The organism is Sphingomonas sp. CFBP 13714, assembly GCF_014842205.1.
Classification (GTDB): Bacteria; Pseudomonadota; Alphaproteobacteria; order Sphingomonadales; family Sphingomonadaceae; genus Sphingomonas; species Sphingomonas aerolata.
The window spans coordinates 1-17,124 of record NZ_JACYVG010000010.1 but is presented as its reverse complement, the minus strand read 5'-3'; the positions used below and the strand labels follow the sequence as shown (position 1 = coordinate 17,124).

Annotated in this window: 14 protein-coding genes and 1 pseudogene; 9 read left to right on the top strand and 6 right to left on the bottom strand. The window is 59.8% G+C overall.

Features of this window, described 5'->3' with window-relative positions; all coding sequences use genetic code 11:
• Positions 1–16: 16 nt before the first annotated feature.
• From IFT54_RS18260 to IFT54_RS18250, 3 genes are read left to right on the top strand one after another with little or no spacing between them, the layout of a single operon-like run.
• Entirely contained in the window at positions 17–1,294 is a 1,278-nt protein-coding gene (locus tag IFT54_RS18260) for an extracellular solute-binding protein (protein WP_192071670.1), read from the top strand.
• Entirely contained in the window at positions 1,291–2,172 is an 882-nt protein-coding gene (locus tag IFT54_RS18255) for a carbohydrate ABC transporter permease (protein WP_192071669.1), read from the top strand. The genes IFT54_RS18260 and IFT54_RS18255 overlap by 4 nt, the downstream gene beginning before the upstream one ends.
• Positions 2,163–3,011: a carbohydrate ABC transporter permease gene (locus tag IFT54_RS18250; protein ID WP_244649225.1), complete on the top strand. Its 849-nt coding sequence runs from the start codon at positions 2,163–2,165 to the stop codon at positions 3,009–3,011. The genes IFT54_RS18255 and IFT54_RS18250 overlap by 10 nt, the downstream gene beginning before the upstream one ends.
• Here IFT54_RS18250 and IFT54_RS18245 read toward each other — a convergent pair.
• Positions 2,972–4,081: an ABC transporter ATP-binding protein gene (locus IFT54_RS18245; RefSeq protein ID WP_342212696.1), complete on the bottom strand. Its 1,110-nt coding sequence runs from the start codon at positions 4,079–4,081 to the stop codon at positions 2,972–2,974. The genes IFT54_RS18250 and IFT54_RS18245 overlap by 40 nt on opposite strands.
• 249 nt (positions 4,082–4,330) lie before the next feature.
• On the opposite strand from IFT54_RS18245, the pseudogene IFT54_RS18240 reads away from it, so the two are divergent.
• Both IFT54_RS18240 and IFT54_RS18235 read left to right on the top strand, forming a co-directional pair.
• A pseudogene (locus tag IFT54_RS18240) lies at positions 4,331–4,961 on the top strand (tyrosine-type recombinase/integrase).
• A 238-nt stretch (positions 4,962–5,199) separates the two neighbouring features.
• The gene (locus IFT54_RS18235; protein WP_192071667.1) at positions 5,200–5,526 is read left to right on the top strand and encodes a DUF4113 domain-containing protein; all 327 of its coding nucleotides are present in this window, start codon (positions 5,200–5,202) and stop codon (positions 5,524–5,526) included.
• Positions 5,527–6,499: 973 nt separating this feature from the next.
• On the opposite strand, the gene IFT54_RS21035 is transcribed toward IFT54_RS18235, so the two are convergent.
• Positions 6,500–6,748 (bottom strand): DUF6894 family protein, encoded by a 249-nt coding sequence (locus tag IFT54_RS21035; RefSeq protein WP_446740686.1) that lies wholly within the window; start codon positions 6,746–6,748, stop codon positions 6,500–6,502.
• A gap of 145 nt (positions 6,749–6,893) precedes the next feature.
• On the bottom strand, positions 6,894–7,397 hold the full coding sequence (locus tag IFT54_RS18230; RefSeq protein ID WP_192071666.1) for a GAF domain-containing protein: 504 nt from the start codon (positions 7,395–7,397) through the stop codon (positions 6,894–6,896).
• A gap of 330 nt (positions 7,398–7,727) precedes the next feature.
• On the opposite strand from IFT54_RS18230, the gene IFT54_RS18225 reads away from it, so the two are divergent.
• Positions 7,728–8,210: a DUF4142 domain-containing protein gene (locus IFT54_RS18225; protein ID WP_192071665.1), complete on the top strand. Its 483-nt coding sequence runs from the start codon at positions 7,728–7,730 to the stop codon at positions 8,208–8,210.
• Between the two features lie 128 nt (positions 8,211–8,338).
• Here IFT54_RS18225 and IFT54_RS18220 read toward each other — a convergent pair whose 3' ends face one another.
• Positions 8,339–8,680 carry a hypothetical protein gene (locus IFT54_RS18220; protein WP_192071664.1) on the bottom strand — a complete coding sequence of 114 codons (342 nt, stop codon included), beginning with the start codon at positions 8,678–8,680 and terminating at the stop codon, positions 8,339–8,341.
• Between the two features lie 138 nt (positions 8,681–8,818).
• Here IFT54_RS18220 and IFT54_RS18215 point away from each other — a divergent pair, with 138 nt between their 5' ends.
• On the top strand, positions 8,819–9,013 hold the full coding sequence (locus tag IFT54_RS18215; RefSeq protein WP_082446655.1) for a hypothetical protein: 195 nt from the start codon (positions 8,819–8,821) through the stop codon (positions 9,011–9,013).
• Between the two features lie 555 nt (positions 9,014–9,568).
• On the opposite strand, the gene IFT54_RS18210 is transcribed toward IFT54_RS18215, so the two are convergent.
• Entirely contained in the window at positions 9,569–10,234 is a 666-nt protein-coding gene (locus IFT54_RS18210; RefSeq protein WP_192071663.1) for a hypothetical protein, read from the bottom strand.
• A 244-nt stretch (positions 10,235–10,478) separates the two neighbouring features.
• On the opposite strand from IFT54_RS18210, the gene IFT54_RS18205 reads away from it, so the two are divergent.
• On the top strand, positions 10,479–10,940 hold the full coding sequence (locus IFT54_RS18205) for a hypothetical protein (RefSeq protein WP_192071662.1): 462 nt from the start codon (positions 10,479–10,481) through the stop codon (positions 10,938–10,940).
• 1,798 nt (positions 10,941–12,738) lie between these two features.
• Here the strand turns inward: IFT54_RS18205 and IFT54_RS18200 are convergent.
• Positions 12,739–13,440 (bottom strand): hypothetical protein, encoded by a 702-nt coding sequence (locus IFT54_RS18200; RefSeq protein ID WP_192071661.1) that lies wholly within the window; start codon positions 13,438–13,440, stop codon positions 12,739–12,741.
• Positions 13,441–14,671: 1,231 nt separating this feature from the next.
• Between IFT54_RS18200 and IFT54_RS18195 the strand changes: the two genes are divergently transcribed.
• Positions 14,672–16,876: a WD40/YVTN/BNR-like repeat-containing protein gene (locus tag IFT54_RS18195; protein ID WP_244649223.1), complete on the top strand. Its 2,205-nt coding sequence runs from the start codon at positions 14,672–14,674 to the stop codon at positions 16,874–16,876.
• Positions 16,877–17,124: the final 248 nt, after the last annotated feature.

Sequence of the window (17,124 nt, the reverse complement as noted above, 5' to 3'; positions counted from 1 at the left end):
AGCGCCGGACGCTGCGATGCGCCACGATCCGGTGATGGGGGAGCAGGCGCAGGACTGGACGCGGAGAGCCGCATTGGGACTCCTGCCGACGCTAGGTTTGGCGGCCTGTACCGGCACGCGCGGCCCCGAACCGCTGAAATTCTGGGCGATGAGCTATGAAGGCGATTATTCGCCGATGCTGATGCCTGCCTTTACTGCAACAACGGGGATACCGGTAGACGTGCAATCCCTCCCGGCGACCGCAGCGCACGAGAAGCTGCTTACCGCGCAGGCGGGCGGCGCGATGCCCGACGTGCTGATGCTGTATAATGGCTGGGTCCAAGAGTTCGCCACGATCGGTGCAATCGCCCCCGTCCCATCCGCCGCGCTAGTCGCCGACATGTTCCCTGGCGTGCTCGACGCCACGAGAGTCGGCGGTCGGGACTTCGCGGCGCCGTGGTCGGTCGCGCCTCAGGTCCAGTTCTACCGTCGGGATATTCTCGCCAAGGCAGGCTACAACGAGCCGGCAAAGGACTGGGACGGCTGGCTCCACATGGGCCGCGCGATCAAGCGACAACGGCCCGACGACTTCGTGTTCATGCTGCTGCTCAACTGGCCGGACACGCTCATCACGATGCTCGGCCAGACCGGCGCGACGATGCTGCGCGAACACAATACGCGTGGCAACTTCCAGACGCCGGAGGCACAGGCTGCGTTCGCCTATTATGCGCGGATCTTCGCCGAACGGCTAGCGCCCAAGGCACTCTCGACCGAGATCCAGGATCCGGTTGCGGCCTTCGCACAGGGGTATTTCGCGATCTGGCCGACCGGGCCGACGACGTTGCTCGACCTGCATCGGCGTGCCGCGGAGATCCCCGCCGCGCGTTGGGGAACCGCACGGCTCGCCGGTCCGCGCGGTGTCGGCGCGGTGTCAGGGTTGAGCACCAGCCTCTGCGTCTCCGCCGCGACGCCGCGTCCGGCGGAAGCTTGGGCACTGGTCCGCCACCTCAGTTCCCCGACCAGCGAACTCCGCTACCAGACCATGATCGGCAATCTCCCGGCTCGCCTGAGCGCCTGGTCGTCGCCACAACTCCGCGCGCCGATACTCGCGCCGTTTAAGGAACAGATGCGCTTCCCAGCCACCATGCCGAAGGTGATCGAGTGGGAGCGGATCAAACTCGAGATCCAGTTCGCCGCCGAACGCGTCGTGCGGGGCGTTCAGACCATAGCTGAGGCGCTCGCCGGTCTCGACACGCGCATCGACCAGTTGCTGGCCAAGCGCCGCGCGTTAGTTGAAGCGGGCACGCTCGCATGACGCGCCAGGAGCGCGCCGCCTGGATATTCTCTGCGCCGGTCCTCGCGATTATCGCGCTGGTCTTCGTTGTGCCGACTGCGCTAGCGATGGCGTTGTCAGTCACCGATTATTCGATCTACGCGCTCGCCGACTGGTCGAACCTGCGCTTCGTCGGGCTTGGCAATTTCTTCGACCTATTCTCGACCCCGCTATTCTGGCGCTCGATCGGCAACACCGCCCTGTTCGCGGTACTCGGCGTGCCGATGGCGATCGGTGCGTCGCTCGCCGTCGCTCTGCTGCTCAACGACGCGACGGTGCGGTGGAAGCCGCTGTGGCGCGTGCTGCTATTCGCGCCCTACGTCACCAGTATCGTTGCGACCGCGGTGGTGTGGCGGTTCCTGTTCAACGAACGCTCGGGGCTGATTAACCGCGCACTTGCGGCGGTCGGAGCAGCCCCGGTCGACTGGCTGGGCAACCCCCACACCTCGATCCCGGCGATCCTGATCTTCGTCACCTGGAAGATCTTCGGCTACAACATGATCGTCTTCACCGCCGCGCTGTCCGCGGTGCCGCAGGACCTGATGGAGGCCGCACGGCTCGACGGCGCGGGCCGCTGGAGCCGCTTCCGCCACGTCACCCTCCCCGCGATCGGCCCGACGTTGCTGCTCGCCGCTGTGATGAGCGTCGCGGGCTTCCTCCAGATCTTCGCCGAGCCCTATGTCATGACACTCGGCGGCCCTGCCCAGAGCACCACGACGATCCTGTATTTCATGTTCGATGAGGGCTTCAAATGGTGGAACCTGGGCCAGGCCAGCGCGGTCGCTTTCGTGCTCTTCCTGATGATCCTGGCGCTGACGACGGTCCAGACGCGGATTGGGAGGCGCTACGAATGGCTTTGAAACTTCGCGCGATCCTCGCCAATGCGACAGCTGTTACCCTGACCGCGCTGACGATCGCGCCATTGCTTTACATGGTGATCGTATCGTTCATGCCGCGCGGGGAATCGAGCAAACTCCCGACGCCGCTCTGGCCATCGCATTGGTCGCTGGAGAACTACCACGAGCTGCTCGTCCGGCGGCTGATCGACGGCGCGTGGTTTGATTACCGGATCGTCCCCGCTCTGTTCAACAGCGTCGCCATCGCAGCGATTTCGACGCTGCTCGGCCTGCTGCTCACGGTGCCGGCCGGCTACGCCTTCGCCAAACTGCGCTTCCGCGGGCGCGAGCGGCTGCTCAAGATCCTGATCGCGTCGCTGGTCGTACCCGGCCAGGTCGCGATGCTGCCGCTCTTCCTGATCTTCAAGCAGCTCGAGCTCGTCAACAGCTATGCCGGCGTCATCCTGCCATCGCTCGCTGGCATCTTCGCGATCCTGTTCGTACGGCAGGCGACGCTCGCGATCCCCGATGAAATAATCGACGCGGCCCGGATCGACGGCGCGAGCGAGACGCGGATTTTCGTGACGATCGTCCGGCCCCTCCTCACCCCGATCGTCGTCACGCTGGCGTTGTTCATGTTCCTCGGCTCGTGGAATGACTTCCTCTGGCCGCTGATCGTGCTGGCCGACCAGCATCTCTACACGCTGCCGGTCGCGGTCGCCGCGATCGCGCGCGAGCATTCGGCGGACGGCGAACTGATGATGGCGGCGGCGGTCGTCACGACGATGCCAGTCCTACTGCTGTTCCTCGCAATGCAGCGTTATTATCTGACTGGGCTGCTCGGCGGCAGTGTGAAGGGATAGGCGCGGCCATCGGCGCCGAACACATGCGCGTCGTTGGTCGCGACGCCGACGCGCAAGGTCTCGCCGAGCGTCACCGACCGATCGCCCGGTAACTGAGCGACGATCGTATCTGCCGCGCCGCGTGCACCGAGATGCGCGAACGACAGCGGCCCGAGCCGCTCGAACAGCTCGACTGCGCCAACGAACGGTCCCCCGTTGTCGACATACAGATGTTCGGGGCGAACGCCGAGCGTGACCGGCGAACCGACTGCAGCCGCCGGGACGATCGCGCCGGTCCTCACCCTCTCGCCGCCTGCCAGGCTTACCGTGGTGCCGTCGGCGTCGACCGACGCGATCGTTGCGGCGAGCAGGTTCATGCCCGGCGACCCGATCGCCGCGGCGACCGCCAGGCTCGCCGGTCGCCGATACACGTCTATCGGCGGCCCGACCTGCTCAACGCGCCCCTCGCTCATCACGACGATACGATTGGCGAGCGTCATCGCCTCGAGCTGGTCGTGCGTGACGTAGATCATCGTCGCACCGAGCTGTTGATGCAGTCGCGCGAACTCGTGCCGCATCCGCGCACGCAGGTTGGCATCGAGGTTCGACAACGGCTCGTCGAGCAACAATACCTTCGGTCGACGCACGACTGCGCGCGCGATCGATACCCGCTGACGCTGCCCACCCGACAAGGCCCGCGGCCGCCGGTCGAGCAGATCCGACAGATCGAGCATCGCCGCGACCTCCGCGACGCGCTCGGTAATCTCGCGCTTGGCGACTTTTGCGACCTTCAACGGAAACGCGATGTTCTCCGCGACTGTGAGATGCGGGTACAGCGCGTAGGACTGGAACACCATCGCCAGCCCGCGATCCGACGGCGCCGCATCGGTCACGTCGCGTCCATCGATCGCCACCCTTCCGGTGCTTGGCACCTCAAGCCCAGCGATCATCCGCAACAGTGTCGACTTGCCGCAACCCGACGGCCCGACGAGGACGATGAACTCGCCTTCCTCGATCGTCAGGTCGGTCGGCAAGAGCACTGTGGTGTCGCCGAAGCTCTTAGAAAGTCCGCTGATTTTGACGCTCGCCACCGCATGTCCTCTACTTATCACACGTTGGGTAGCGGCTGACACGACAGCGGGCAAAGCCATCGTACCTTGCAACCAAGCCGCTACGCGCTGACGAGGACCCACTTCCGGCCGCACAAAGACTGCGCGGCGCCGCCCAGAACCGACAGCTCGATCAGCATCATCGACGGCTGATCAACCACATTTCTAAACCGGCGGTTTACTGCGCATGCGTATACTCGATCAACCGATCTGGGCCGATGGAGATGATCGATGGCTCACTCGTCAATGGACCCCGCCTTTCACGAACTTCGGCCTTGGAACGAAGGCCGGCTGATTGATGCGAAGCGGGCGCTGAAACAGCAACAGGTCTGGGCCATTCGCTTTTGGCTCGACTAGCAGAGGAGACTGCGCGACCGAGCGCTGTTCGACTTCGCCATCGACAGCAAGCTGCGCGGCTGTGACGTGGTCAGGGTGCGGATTGGCGATGTAGTTTCCGGGGGGCGCGTCCGTGACCGCGCCGTCGTTGTTCGGCAGAAAACCAAACGACCGATTCAGTTCGAGATCATGGACACGGCGCGAAAGACGATGCGGGCATGGTTGGAGCGACGTGGGGGGACACTAAACGACTTCGTTTTCCCGAGCCGCAACGACGACATGGACCACATGAGCATGCGGCAATATGCCCGCCTTGTGCGCGAATGGATGGTCGGCATCGGCCTTCCGGCGCAGGATTATGGGACGCACTCGCTACGGCGCACGAAAGCATCGATCATCTACAAGGCGGCTGGCAACCTCCGCGCCGTTCAGATCCTTCTCGGCCATGCCAAGATGGACAGCACGGCGCTACTTGGGCGTTGACGTGGAGGACGCTTTGGAATTGGCCGAACGCACCGAGGTCTGAGAGACCCATAAGTCGCCGTTCGGGTGCCCTTCCCCGCCTTCCAACTTCCGCCGTTCATTCATCGGGTTCCACGGCAGCGCTTGCCTTCCGTTTAAGCGGTCGTTCGAAATGACTGCCTAGAAATCGATGGCTTCCGAAAGTCATCCCGAACGATGCAAGATTGGCCGCCTTGCCTACACCCGCGCCCGGTACGACAATACGCAGCCTTATATCGGTGTCCGCGCCTACCCTCCATCCGATGACGAACGACAGCTTCGAATTGATCGCGGCGGCCAGGCGAGCGGCTGAGAAGGCGTGGCGGGATGGTTACGCGTACACGAAGGCCGGCATCATGCTCAACGATCTGCTGCCTGAGGACGAGCGGCCGCGCACGCTGTTCGAAGAGGATACGGCCAAGCGAGACCGGCTGATGGGCGCACTCGACGCAATCAATGGCAAATTCGTGACGTGGACTGCGGTGACGGCGTCGCAGGGCTTCAACCGCGAGTGGAAGATGCGGTCGGAGATGCGATCGCCGGCGTGGACGACGGACATTGTTGAAGCGCCAATTGTCTCTGCGCGATAGAGGATCAGATGGAGACTGCCGCGTGGCGTCGCTCGGCATTGCGGCTTCTGAAAGCTCAAACCTTCGGGGATGCGGACACGAGCTTGAACATCGCTTCCCCAATATATGCCCTTAGCGCGCGCCGCGTTAAGCTGATCGTCTTGCCCTCACCGAGACATGACGCAATTGCCGGCTTCAATTGCTCAGTGGCACTAGTATCTTGCAAGCTCCATGGACGTGAAATTAGCAGAACGTGAGCAGCAACCGGTGACGATCGAGCGACGCAATCGCCGAGCGCACGTTCCGGGCGGTAACTGGCCGGCAGTGCTGCAACAGGACCATTAAATTCATCAGCTAACTTGAGGGGGGGAAGGTCTTTTATAAGGCCCAGATCTGGCGCCTTCCGGAATTGAAGGCGGTATAGTGCAGGATACAGGGCACCCCGAAAAACGTCCGGCTGGATTATCATCATCGTAACAGAGCCCGGTCTGCTAGCGTCAACCGAAAGGCATTTAGAATTTGACGCCTTTGACGCCAAATCAACGTATTCTGCCGTATTGGGTATTGATCTGACAAATTGGCTAGCTACCGATCTTTTGTTTTTGTCCCGTATAATACAATCTGCATACCTCGCCACGAATATGTCAGCTTTGTCATGCCGTAAGTCGGTTCCCGACTGCGCGGCAACGGAAGAAGCTGAGAAGGTGATCGCGCATGCCGCTGAAAATCTAGCTACGCTCAACCGATTCATGACAATCCCCACCATCTATTATCTCATTCTGTGATCGGTCTATTTGACCCTACTAATAATGGCATCAACTTCGCACGTTGGAAACACCGGCTACCTCACTGTCATGCAGTCTGCCGGGTCCGGCCAATCACACCTCCGGGTGTATTGGCGCCACCAGTTCGTTCGTGTCACAGGCGGCCAGCACGCAGTGGCTTATGGTCAACTTTTCGCCCGAAACCAGCAATTGCGAACACAGCCTACTATCTATTTCGTATCGCCTCTGGCTGGCGCATTGGTGACATAAGCTGTGAGTCTGAAGAGCATCAGACCCCGCTCGTTCGTCACGTCGACGACAAAATCTCGACCGTCCCATAAGACAGCTGGTTCGCCGTGCATGATCTCACCGGCGCAAATTAGAGCATGCTTCCTCGCTGCCGCGTGATCAGCCAACTCGGTCCCCTCACTATCAGGCTCATGCCGGTTGTCAGCCGTATTGAAGAAGTATCGTGCCATCGTGATGTTCCTCTGGGCTCGCAAACGGGCACAGGACGTAAAGTCGCTACCTTTCACATGAGATGTGCTGCCGTGGATCAGCATGCAGCTTATCGTGCATCGTCCCGCTCCGCGTCCGGCGGTGCATTAATCAACGATCCCATTCTCACGTAGATATGGTCCGTGGCATTTGGGGTTGAATTGCAGGGCATTGCGACACTATGCTCGCGACGCGGTCCGCGAATTGCTTGAGCGTCGGTACCATGTCCGCCCGCGCCAGCTTGCGCGGATGGGGATCGATCGCGCACAGCGTTCCAAAAACCGTGCCGTCCGAAAGGATGATCGGCAGCGACACATAGCTCTTGAAGCCATAGAGCGCGGGCGCCGGGTTGCTGTTCCAACGCGGATCGGCGGAGACGTCGTCGATCACTACCGCATTGCCGGACTTGCGGATGTCGTTGCAGATCGTCGTTGAGATGCGCAACTCATCTCCCGGCGACATACCGAAGTCGATCTGGTCGAGTACCTGGCACGCAATCCAACGCGCCTCCGTTACGCGCGCGACCGCGACAAATCCCATTCTCGTAAGTGCCGCCACTTCCTCGAGAATGCGACGTATTTCGTCATCGTCGCCAAAGCGCGCAGCATCCGCAGCCAGTTCGTCGATCATATGTGATCCCCCAACCCAGTCGTATTCACATATGATAGGCCTGCCGAGTCCTACTTAGTCGCAAGCGTACGTAGCCGTTCTAACCACGGCGAATTTTCATGTTTTGAGCTAGAGAATAGAAGATAGACCACAGTTCTAACATGCAATCATTCGCAAGAATTACTCAGATCCGCGGCACCCCCGGCGGCCTGATCGGTCACGCGATCGGCGTGAACCCGCGAATCGTATAAATCAAGATTAAGAGAGGGGCGGGATGTCGATCGATAAGGGAACACTATGATCGACTGATCCCTTATCAACTTACGCCAATACAAGGCGTAGGAGAAGATTATGAAGCGGCTTATTCTCACGGCAGCGCTGATCGCTACCCCCACACTGGTAGCGGCACAAAGCGTGCCATCCCCTGCTACCTATGTCATGAAAGCTGGCGCGTCGGACCAATATGAGATCCAATCGAGCAATCTCGTGATGGCCACTACGAAGAACGCCGAGCTTAAGCAGTTCGCCACGATGATGGTAAGCGACCACAACAAGAGCACTGTTGATGTGAAGGCCGCAGCTACGAAGTCCGGCCTGACGCCAAAGCCCCCGATGCTCGACGCGATGGGCCGCAAGAATATTGCTGCGCTCAAGGCGTCCAAGGGACCAGCCCGTGATGCACTTTATATCAAGCAGCAGAAGACTGCTCACCAGCAGGCACTCGCCCTTCACCAGGGTTTTGCCACTTCCGGTTTGGCTCCCGCGCTAAAGCAGGTCGCGTCGACCATCGCGCCAGCCGTTCAGCATCACATTGAGAAGCTGGCGTCAATGTAAAGACAAACCTCGACCCGTTTCGGCGGGTCGAGATCATTGGTGATGCCTGACTGCAAAATTGCGCGACGGAGCGCTGAGTGCTGAGCGCTGAGCGCTCCGTCGCTAGTCCCTAAGATACTGTCGGATAGCTATTCCTCAGGCCCGCTTCGCGACGTGTCGAGGTCAATGTCCTCACCCGGATTACCGCCACCTGCGCTGGCCCCACTGCCGTGAACTTCACCCGTTTTGTTGTCGATATATGCTCGCTTACCAGCCTCGCGAGGAATATCCCTGCCGTCATCCCTTTCGACCGACTCGACACCAGGCGCACGGTCCCGGTTCTGTAGGTGACGCTCCGCGGCATGGTCCATGCTATCGTACTCGTCGCCCGAGTAGCCATCACCTTTACCGAAACCGTCGTCGGCGGGGTTTGCGTCCTTGGATTTTACCCGGACATTTTCGTTAGGCTTCGGCGTGCTCTCGTCAGTCATGGCAACCTCTCAGTGTTGTTGGTGACCAACGCACAACCGGCAGAAAGCTCCGCGAATGTGATGAAGGCTTTGTTAGTTGACCGATACCGCGGTCGGCATAGCATCGCCTTGCCCATCAAGGGCTTGGAGATTTGCCACATGCGCACCCTGCTCGTCGCTGCCGCGTCTTTGTCGTTAATTGCCGGTGGGGCGCCTGCATTCGCCGCACCGTGCAAAGACGCCAAGGGACGCTTCACGAAATGCCCGCCCAAAGCACCGGCCAAGCCGGCCCGTTGCAAGAGCGCGAATGGCAAGTTTGCAAAATGCGGCACGGCTGGTGCCAAGCCTGTCTGAGGTGAGACGAGCGCGGGTGATCACACCCGCGCTCGCAAGGTCAGTTTTTCGCCGGTACTGTGACAACCATTGTCCGCGTGGTGGCGACATCAACGATCGGCAGTTCTCAGGATTGAGAATGTCGGCGGCGAACGACTGAAATTAGTGTGCGTTGCAGCCCGGAAGGGTGATGTCCGCCTAACGGCGGATCTTGGCACAAGCCGATGTTCCCGCACCTCCCAACGAACGGCGTATGTTGGTCGGGAGCCGACGCCAGCAGCCCGGCGGGGCTGACCCATATTGACGACCCAGAACTGGTCATTCGCGCGCCCTTCCCCGCTCCCCAAATTCAGACATTCGTTCATCTCCGTACGGACGATTTTTGACGCATGATCGTCAGCCATTAATGTCGTGAAGGGGAAGGAAAGCGGTCCGGCGGCTATTGGGAAGGCAGATAGTGTTAGCGGACGTCGCACGATGCGGCTGTGTTTTCCGAAAAGAATTTATTTTGAGGATCGAAGCTGGCAGGGGCCGTGTCGCGAAAGGGGGCCCTTTCGCAACGTGTGAATCCGTTTGTCAGTTTTTCGCTGGTGTGGGGCGGGGCGTGAAACAGGTGCTGAATGACCAAAACGGATTTGTAGGATCGAACTTGCAACTTGGATGACTTTCTACGGCAAGCCTCGCCATCTCCACAGCAAAGGCCATACCAGGCTGGTCTTTACCTCCACATTGCGCCCAGCTTCCGCTGCCCTGTACCGCATTTTCAGACGCGCCAAAGCGGACGATCCAGCCGTGACATATTGGCGGAGGTGGTGGTGACGGCAGATCGGATTTTGGCGGGTCCCAGGGTACATACGGCCTCGGTGTCAGGATCTTTCTTTCCAAGCTCGTTAGATGCCTCCACGCCGCGGCGGGCAGCTTTACCGGTTCGCTTTCGCCGGCCCGCCCCACAACCCGGACGCTCACTGTCCCATCCGATAGATGCTCTACTTCAACACCAGGAATCGGAAGCATCATGTATGGGTCCTCAAACAGTGACCGGCGAACGATCCTTTTCGCTTTAATCATGTCAGCCAACGGCTTGAAGCCCGCTTCAGTAAAAAGGCGCTGCTCGAATTTCGCTTGGTTGGCTTGCCCGCGTTCAAAATCTGCTCGTTGCTGGCCAGATCCTTTTGGGGGATAGCTATGCTCTTCCCTTACCGCGGGGGATGCAAAGGTGAGAAGAACAGCCAAAAGTTTCATGTCGAGATGATATCGAGATGCGCTGTCCTAGCAAGCGGCATCATGATTACCGTTGTAAAGGGGGCCCCTGTTGCAACGCGACCCGTACCAGTCTCGATTTTCAAATAGGTTCAGGTTTCGGGAGTGTCCGGGATTGGTGGATTGCGGCCCGACTGCTTTTAGGCGAGGTTCGATCAAGGCAGACGTTGACGGGCTACAATTGCCGCCGTGAGTTTGCCTCGACGATGTAGCCGGGAGACAGCAGATGATTGCTTTAGTGGTCGGCCTCATGATGACAGCCGCCTCTCCAAGCTCGGCACAGCTAACAGTCGTCTGCGAGATTGGAAGCATCGCCCTGCGCGATCTGCCAAGCATCAACCACAACAAAGGATTTGATTCCTACTACGTCGCTCCTGACCAAAGTCGCCCCGATCTTCTGACGATTTGCCCTAGGCTTAAAGATGAAATCCCCCAAGGGTATCCCATTGCAGACGACGATGCGCGATCGCGAGCAGCGGTGCACGCGCCTATTCCCGGCCAACACATCCGAGAAGCCTTCATCTACTCTGTCGGAGTTCCACGGATTAGTAGCGACGTTAAAAGCGCCGTCGTTCATTTCGCCTATTCGTGCACTGGCCTCTGCGGTGGAGAATTAGAGGCTCGCTATATTCTCACATCAAAGGGATGGCAGCGCGAGGGTGAGATCCGCATGCTCTCCGTCTCTTAAGCGTATCAGCAGCTGAACAATCGGTAGATTGCGGGCAAGCCGACGCGCAACCGGGATGACCGATTATGAGCGGAAGCGAAAAGGCGGGGATTGGTGGACAGCAGGCCGGTGGCTTTTCAGACGCCCTCTAGCAAAAGCCGCCGTCGCGAGCGGCACGGTTGTGTTCTACCTTGTGACGTTCACCGTGATTGTATCCGATACTAGTTGGGCATAGCGGACTGGCTTGGACGGGAAGTTGAAGAGGAATACCCGGGCTCTCACTTTGTATCGGCCTGCTCCTGGGAAGATCGTTTTTGCGCTTTCGTGAGTGAGGACGCGGTAAGGCGATGTTACTGATATGGCGATCAGCTCCTCTATCTTAAGAGGAGGCGGGGGCGGTGAGCCTGCCATTGGCTTAGCAGGCACGACCGGTTGCCCATCTTCCGAGATGACTTCAAACGCAATGCCCCGTGTGGGTTGCAGAAACGGCGATACGGCAAAGGTATTGTCCTTTGCGATAAGGTCGACTTCGATGGCCGCATCCCCGCGCATGGACAAGGTAGCCGCATGCAAGCGGACCTCGATAGGGGGCTTTGCCCCTGCCCATGCTGCCTGAGCGGGAGGATTCCAGGTTGCCGCAGCCTGAAGGCTTATAAGCCAGAGCAGTGGCATACCGATATTCCTCTATCCGTCAGCACTATCATAGCGCCTATGAACGGATGACCGGTCTTGGGTATGCTGCACGACCCGTCAAGCGGCAACAACTGGGCCCTTCCCGCCGGACCGGTTTTGAGGTCTGCTTATCCGCCAAGGAATGTCGCGACGTGGTGGAGCGCGGACGGTCCGCGTCCTGCAGTAGTGTAGCAGATCCAGAAGCCGCTACTTCAAAGAGGTTCCGATTGTTACTAAGATCGCAGCATGAGCGAAAATCCACTCTTTCCCCACCTACGAAAGGCTTGGCGGTTTGGTTGTCTTACGGTCGGGCTTCTTGCGTCTGGCATCGGCTGTATTGTACTGCTGGGCAGTCTGTTGGGTACGTGCGATCCCTCAATCGGTTGTGCTGAAACTCATATTCTGGCAAGTCTGGGGTGGGTGCTATTGATCGCTTCATTATTCGCCGCACCAATATGGCTGGTCTGCGGAATTTTGAGAAGGCTGGTTCACCCTTCGGCTGGCGCATTTACGACCAACCTCCTTTTGACGTTCGTGGTGGTTCTTGCCGTAGTGCTCTGCTTCAGCCCTGCCGTCGACCTTCTATTCAGGATCGATAGGTGAGACCCTGATGATCCGCAGCAGATGTGAGCGAGTCCGCCCTTGACCCGCATCGGTCGGCGCATTTCTAACCTATAGCCATGTAAGCTACCATCAAGGCTGCGGCTTGCGCGTCTGTGTTTTGGCGTAAGCAGAATGGCCGAAATTGGGCGTTATCCACGTTCGCGCCGCCTCCGGACCGAATGGCCCATTGTGGCGGACGGCGCACCTTCAAGTGCCATTCGGCCATTCTACCAAAGTACGTGATCTGTAATCACGCCGCACCTGACAAGAAGTCCCAGCGTCGCGCCGATCAAAAGAAGCGTCAGGTACATAGCAATGGCTCGTGTTCGGCTTCGACGATCCGTATGGTAGCTCATGCTTGAACACCTCGTAGCTAGCGCTGCCACCAAGTTGAGCGGTCCAGCCAGCAACCGAGGTTACGCGCAACTAAAGTGGGCCGTGTAAGGAGTAAAGCTAACGTCGAGTAGGTTGAAGTCAATGTATAGATATCGGGGCAGGTGAGGCTGACTGCTTTATCGGAGTTCCATAAGCCATACCGCAATGGTCATCTCGATCGACGCCTATTCTGCTCCCTCACAATGTAATCCGTCATGGCATATCGCTGCGACGCCGCCGAGACTTGCTCCTCGGTCGCATATAGAGCCTTTAGCAAAAGACGATCTGAATCTGTGAGGTTATTGGGCTTATCACGAATGGTAGCGTCAAACAGCGACATGATTGATCCAATGTCGCTGCTGACACTGTGCACAGGATTGGCAAGCACGACCATTGAGACGTAGGAGCTCAGCTGCTCCCACGTGACATCGCCGCACCGGGGCAAATCGATGATCACAAGTATTTGCTTTTTATCCTCTCGCGAAGGTTGGGAAAGCCGCGATGCCGCATCCAAGCGCTTTTCAGTAGCTCTGCCCATAGTCCATCGGACCGGACGAGGATCCGTCAGTTCGGCCCGGTTCCGCGAGCGAGCGAGACCGTACTTGGCCACGTTCCGAAACATATTTGGCTGACGACGCAGAAAGCGTCTTACCAGTGCATCCGCCTGATCTGAGATTATAATTTCGACATTCGACGGACATGATTTGCCTTCTATCGGCACACCGACCGTTCGCGCATTAGCTGCAACCGTTTCAGCGATATATTGCGCCTTGTCCGGCAGGACGCCGCGGACAGTAACGCAAATCGACGTATTCCAGCGTGGAATTTGCGCATCGCTATCACCGGTCATCCGCTTGACCATGCCCGCCACTCGGGGCCTCCTAGTCGCGTTTACGATGATCTCTCTATCTGCAGATCCCGGCGCCGGCGTAGGTTCGATAGCCGTGACTGACGGCCGCTGCGTCAATGGTTCTGGCGTGCCTTGGAACATCAGTAGGGCAACTGGCAGGAGCATCAGCACTCTAATACCATCCCAACCACGGCGCTTATAACCCGCGTGCCACGATAGGACGCACCTGCTTACCTATCAAGTTTGAAGCGTTCTGAGCGGTGTTTGTAGCATCGATCGTCCCGCATCCGCGAACGTAAGTTGCTCCCTGTCTCGCGCTAGGCTGTCTCACGATGAAGGATTAAACGAGCGCCGGTGCGGTTCGAAGCTGTCAGCAGCAGCCAAATTTATACGTTCTCCTGAGATCAGGCCCCGTCACCTTTTCAAAACTGCCTTTGGAGAATGACAATCGGGAGCCATCTTGGTGAATGAATGGCTGTTTTGAGAAACGAAGCTTACCCGCCACGGCGTCTGATTTTGGGCGCTTTCGGTCATTGGGCGCGATCGGCGTCGGAACGGCTGAATGTGGTGGTTAGCCGACATTCGCGATGAAGGACGCTTTAGGTTAGGCGAACATAAAGGCGGTTGAAGGGCCCACCCTAACACGCGCAAGTTTGCTCGTGGCGCGTGATACATTACGCCCCCAATCGCGCGAAATGGCGTTTCCATATTGAAGCGCAAAATAGCGGTAGCATTACCCTCATCGTTATCTGGCGAAAGAGATATCTCGAATGGACCGCTGCGATCTTCTTCTTGGCTAAGGAAAGTTCGCATCGCATCACCGCGCCCGAAAAGCACGACTGACTGAGATTTAACTTCCGCCATGCTCGCTACGCATTGGGGGATCGGGGGTGGCGTGGCTAACATTCGATAATCGTAACAAAGTGTCCAGCGTCTGGGAATGGGCGGAACTGCCAAGCATCGGAGGGCAGGCAAACCCACATACGGCCGTTCGTGATCGATCGCACCGCGCCCAAAAGCGGACGGACGTTAATCCGACGATACGCACCAGTTCAAATTTGTTTTCGAACTACGAATCAGCACCTGAATCGAGTGTAGCGTTTCTGGCGGGGGCTAGGCCGATATGTGAGACGACTCGACTATCCGTCCCGATCCTGCTTCGCTAAATGGCCACATCGGAGAGGGTGACCGCGTGAAACTCGTTATCCCGCTTCTGGGACTCGCGGCAGCTTCGCTCGCTGCCGCTCCCACTTTGCATGTTCCCTCCCAACTGCCGTACAAATGGAACAACGTCGTGATTGGTGGCGGCGGGTTCTCGCCCGCCATCGTGTTCAGCGTCGCCGAAAGGGACTTTGCATATTTGCGCACCGATGTGGGTGGCGCCTATCGCTGGGATGCCCTTACGCAGCGCTGGATTGCGCTCCAGGACGGCCAAGCGCAGAACAGCTACATGGGCGTCGAAAGCATCGCGCCGGACCCGGTAGACCCAGACATCATTTACCTCGCCGCGGGCATGTACTTCGACCAACCTGCGGCGATCATGCGGAGCGCCGATCGCGGCGCTTCCTGGCAAATAACGCCGGTTCCCTTCAGCATGGGCGGCAACGAGGACGGTCGCGGTCTGGGCGAACGCCTAGCGATTGATCCGGATCGGCGGACGCACCTGTTCTTCGGATCGCGGCACGACGGTCTTTGGGACAGTGAGGACAGCGGCCGGACGTGGCACAAGGTCGAGAGCTTCCCGTGGAAGGGGCTTGGCCGTCCCGCCGCGAACCACACCCATGGCGGCGTCTCCTTCGTCGTCTTCGGCCCGCCGGGCGAAACTGCCCTTGGCCGGTCGCGCGCCATGTATGCCGGCGTCGCAGATGCAACGGTGCAACACCTGTACCGCTCGACCGACGCCGGTCGAAGCTGGAGCGCCGTCACCGGAGGTTCGGCCTCGACCATGCTGCCCGTCAAGGCGGCAGTAGACCAACAGGGCATGCTCTACATCGATTACTGCTCCGACATCGGTCCGAACGGGATCGCACTAGGTGAGGTTTGGAAGCTCGACCCGAGGTCGGGCGGATGGACGAACATCACGCCTGAGCGCGGTGACGAGGCCGAGGGCGGCTACATGGGGCTCAGCCTCGATCGGCTCCATCCCGGCCGGCTGGCGGTGTCGACGGTCGATCGCTGGAACCATCGCGATACCGTTTGGCTGTCGTCCGACAGCGGCGCGCACTGGTCGAGCCTGCGGGAGCGGAGTTCACGCGATCTCTCGCCGGCCCCCTGGCTCCGGCTCGACAAGGGTGGGTTTGGCGGCTGGATCGCGGGTCTGGCGTTCGATCCGTTCGACGGTGCCACGCTTGCCTATGCCACGGGGCTGACGGTGTTCCGGACCAGGCAAGCGGACAAGGCCGATATGGTTTGGCGGCCCTGGGTCACCGGGATCGAAGAGGCGGTGCCGCTCAGCCTCGTCAGTCCGCCCGAGGGGCCCCATTTGATCTCCGGCATCGGCGACACGCACGGCTTCGTCCACGATCGGCTCGACCGCGCGCCGGAGCGGGCCTTCGCCGATCCCGACCTGCCGCAGACTAACAATGTCGATTATGCCGGCGTGGTGCCCAAGATCATCGTTCGGAGCGCATCAGGCTATTCTCCCGATCCTGAGGGGGCGTCGCTCGGCTGGTCGGAGGATGGAGGCCGCAGCTGGCATAAGATGCTGGCGTCGCCAATCGCGATCGGGCCCGCCGCGCCACGGCGGATCGACGCCGATGGCCAGGCACCGATCACTGTTTCAGCGGATGGGAGCACCTTCCTGGTGTCTGGGCTAGTGACGCTCGCCACGGCCGATAGGGGGCGGATCTGGTGGCGACCCAAGGGTTTACCGGAACGCACCTATGCGGTCGCCGACAAGGTCGACCCCCTTGCCTGGTACGCGATCGACTATACTGGTGCGCGTATATTCGTCAGTCGTGATGGGGCGAAGACGTTCACGCAGGCACCCGCGCAGGGACTCCCGGCCAGCATTGCCAGCTCGCGCCCGGCGGCACGGGAGTTTCAACCAATGGCGGCGGCAACGCCGGGAACGGCCAACGAGCTCTGGCTGATCCTAGGCGGCCGCTTCTTCCACACTAGCGACGGAGCCCGAACGTTCGTGGCGTCCACGCCAGCCAATCCGCTGTTGCGTGACATGTATTTCGTGAGCTTCGGTCTCGGCAAGGCGGCGCCCGGCGGGCACGTGCCGACTCTCTATGCCTTCGGGGTCACGAAGACGTTTGGCGGGCTGTGGCGCTCGACCGACGCGGGCGCGCGCTGGTTTCGGATTAACGACGACGCGCATCAATGGGGTCTTAGATACCGAGTCATCACGGGCGATCCTCGCCTCTTCGGCCGCGTCTACTTGGCGACCGATGGCCGAGGCATCTTCTACGGAGATCCTTTGCCGCAACCCGTGCGTGCCGGAGCGCATTGACCCAATTCCGGTCGTTCTCGACGCATCTGTCGCTTCCCAACTTCCGACATTCGTTAATGGGCACCGACACTCCGTTTGGACTTTTGCGATCGTCGCGTCGACCAATTGCCGGATCGTCTTCGTCAGGATACACCGTCCCCGCTGACCTGCTCCGCTGGAGACGGTCGGCATGATCGCGTCGGTGCCCCGAAAGGGGCTTAATAGGGAACGCGGTGAGGGTGGTTTGCCACCTGAAGCCGAGGCTGTCC

Coding starts and splice junctions, on each gene's coding strand:
- IFT54_RS18230 (WP_192071666.1), bottom strand. CDS start 7,397: ATGATCGACGAACTGGCTGCGGATGCTGCGCGCTTTGGCGACGATGAC.
- IFT54_RS18220 (WP_192071664.1), bottom strand. CDS start 8,680: ATGACTGACGAGAGCACGCCGAAGCCTAACGAAAATGTCCGGGTAAAA.
- IFT54_RS18205 (WP_192071662.1), top strand. CDS start 10,479: ATGATTGCTTTAGTGGTCGGCCTCATGATGACAGCCGCCTCTCCAAGC.
- IFT54_RS18250 (WP_244649225.1), top strand. CDS start 2,163: ATGGCTTTGAAACTTCGCGCGATCCTCGCCAATGCGACAGCTGTTACC.
- IFT54_RS18210 (WP_192071663.1), bottom strand. CDS start 10,234: ATGAAACTTTTGGCTGTTCTTCTCACCTTTGCATCCCCCGCGGTAAGG.
- IFT54_RS21035 (WP_446740686.1), bottom strand. CDS start 6,748: ATGGCACGATACTTCTTCAATACGGCTGACAACCGGCATGAGCCTGAT.
- IFT54_RS18235 (WP_192071667.1), top strand. CDS start 5,200: ATGACGAACGACAGCTTCGAATTGATCGCGGCGGCCAGGCGAGCGGCT.
- IFT54_RS18255 (WP_192071669.1), top strand. CDS start 1,291: ATGACGCGCCAGGAGCGCGCCGCCTGGATATTCTCTGCGCCGGTCCTC.
- IFT54_RS18215 (WP_082446655.1), top strand. CDS start 8,819: ATGCGCACCCTGCTCGTCGCTGCCGCGTCTTTGTCGTTAATTGCCGGT.
- IFT54_RS18225 (WP_192071665.1), top strand. CDS start 7,728: ATGAAGCGGCTTATTCTCACGGCAGCGCTGATCGCTACCCCCACACTG.
- IFT54_RS18260 (WP_192071670.1), top strand. CDS start 17: ATGCGCCACGATCCGGTGATGGGGGAGCAGGCGCAGGACTGGACGCGG.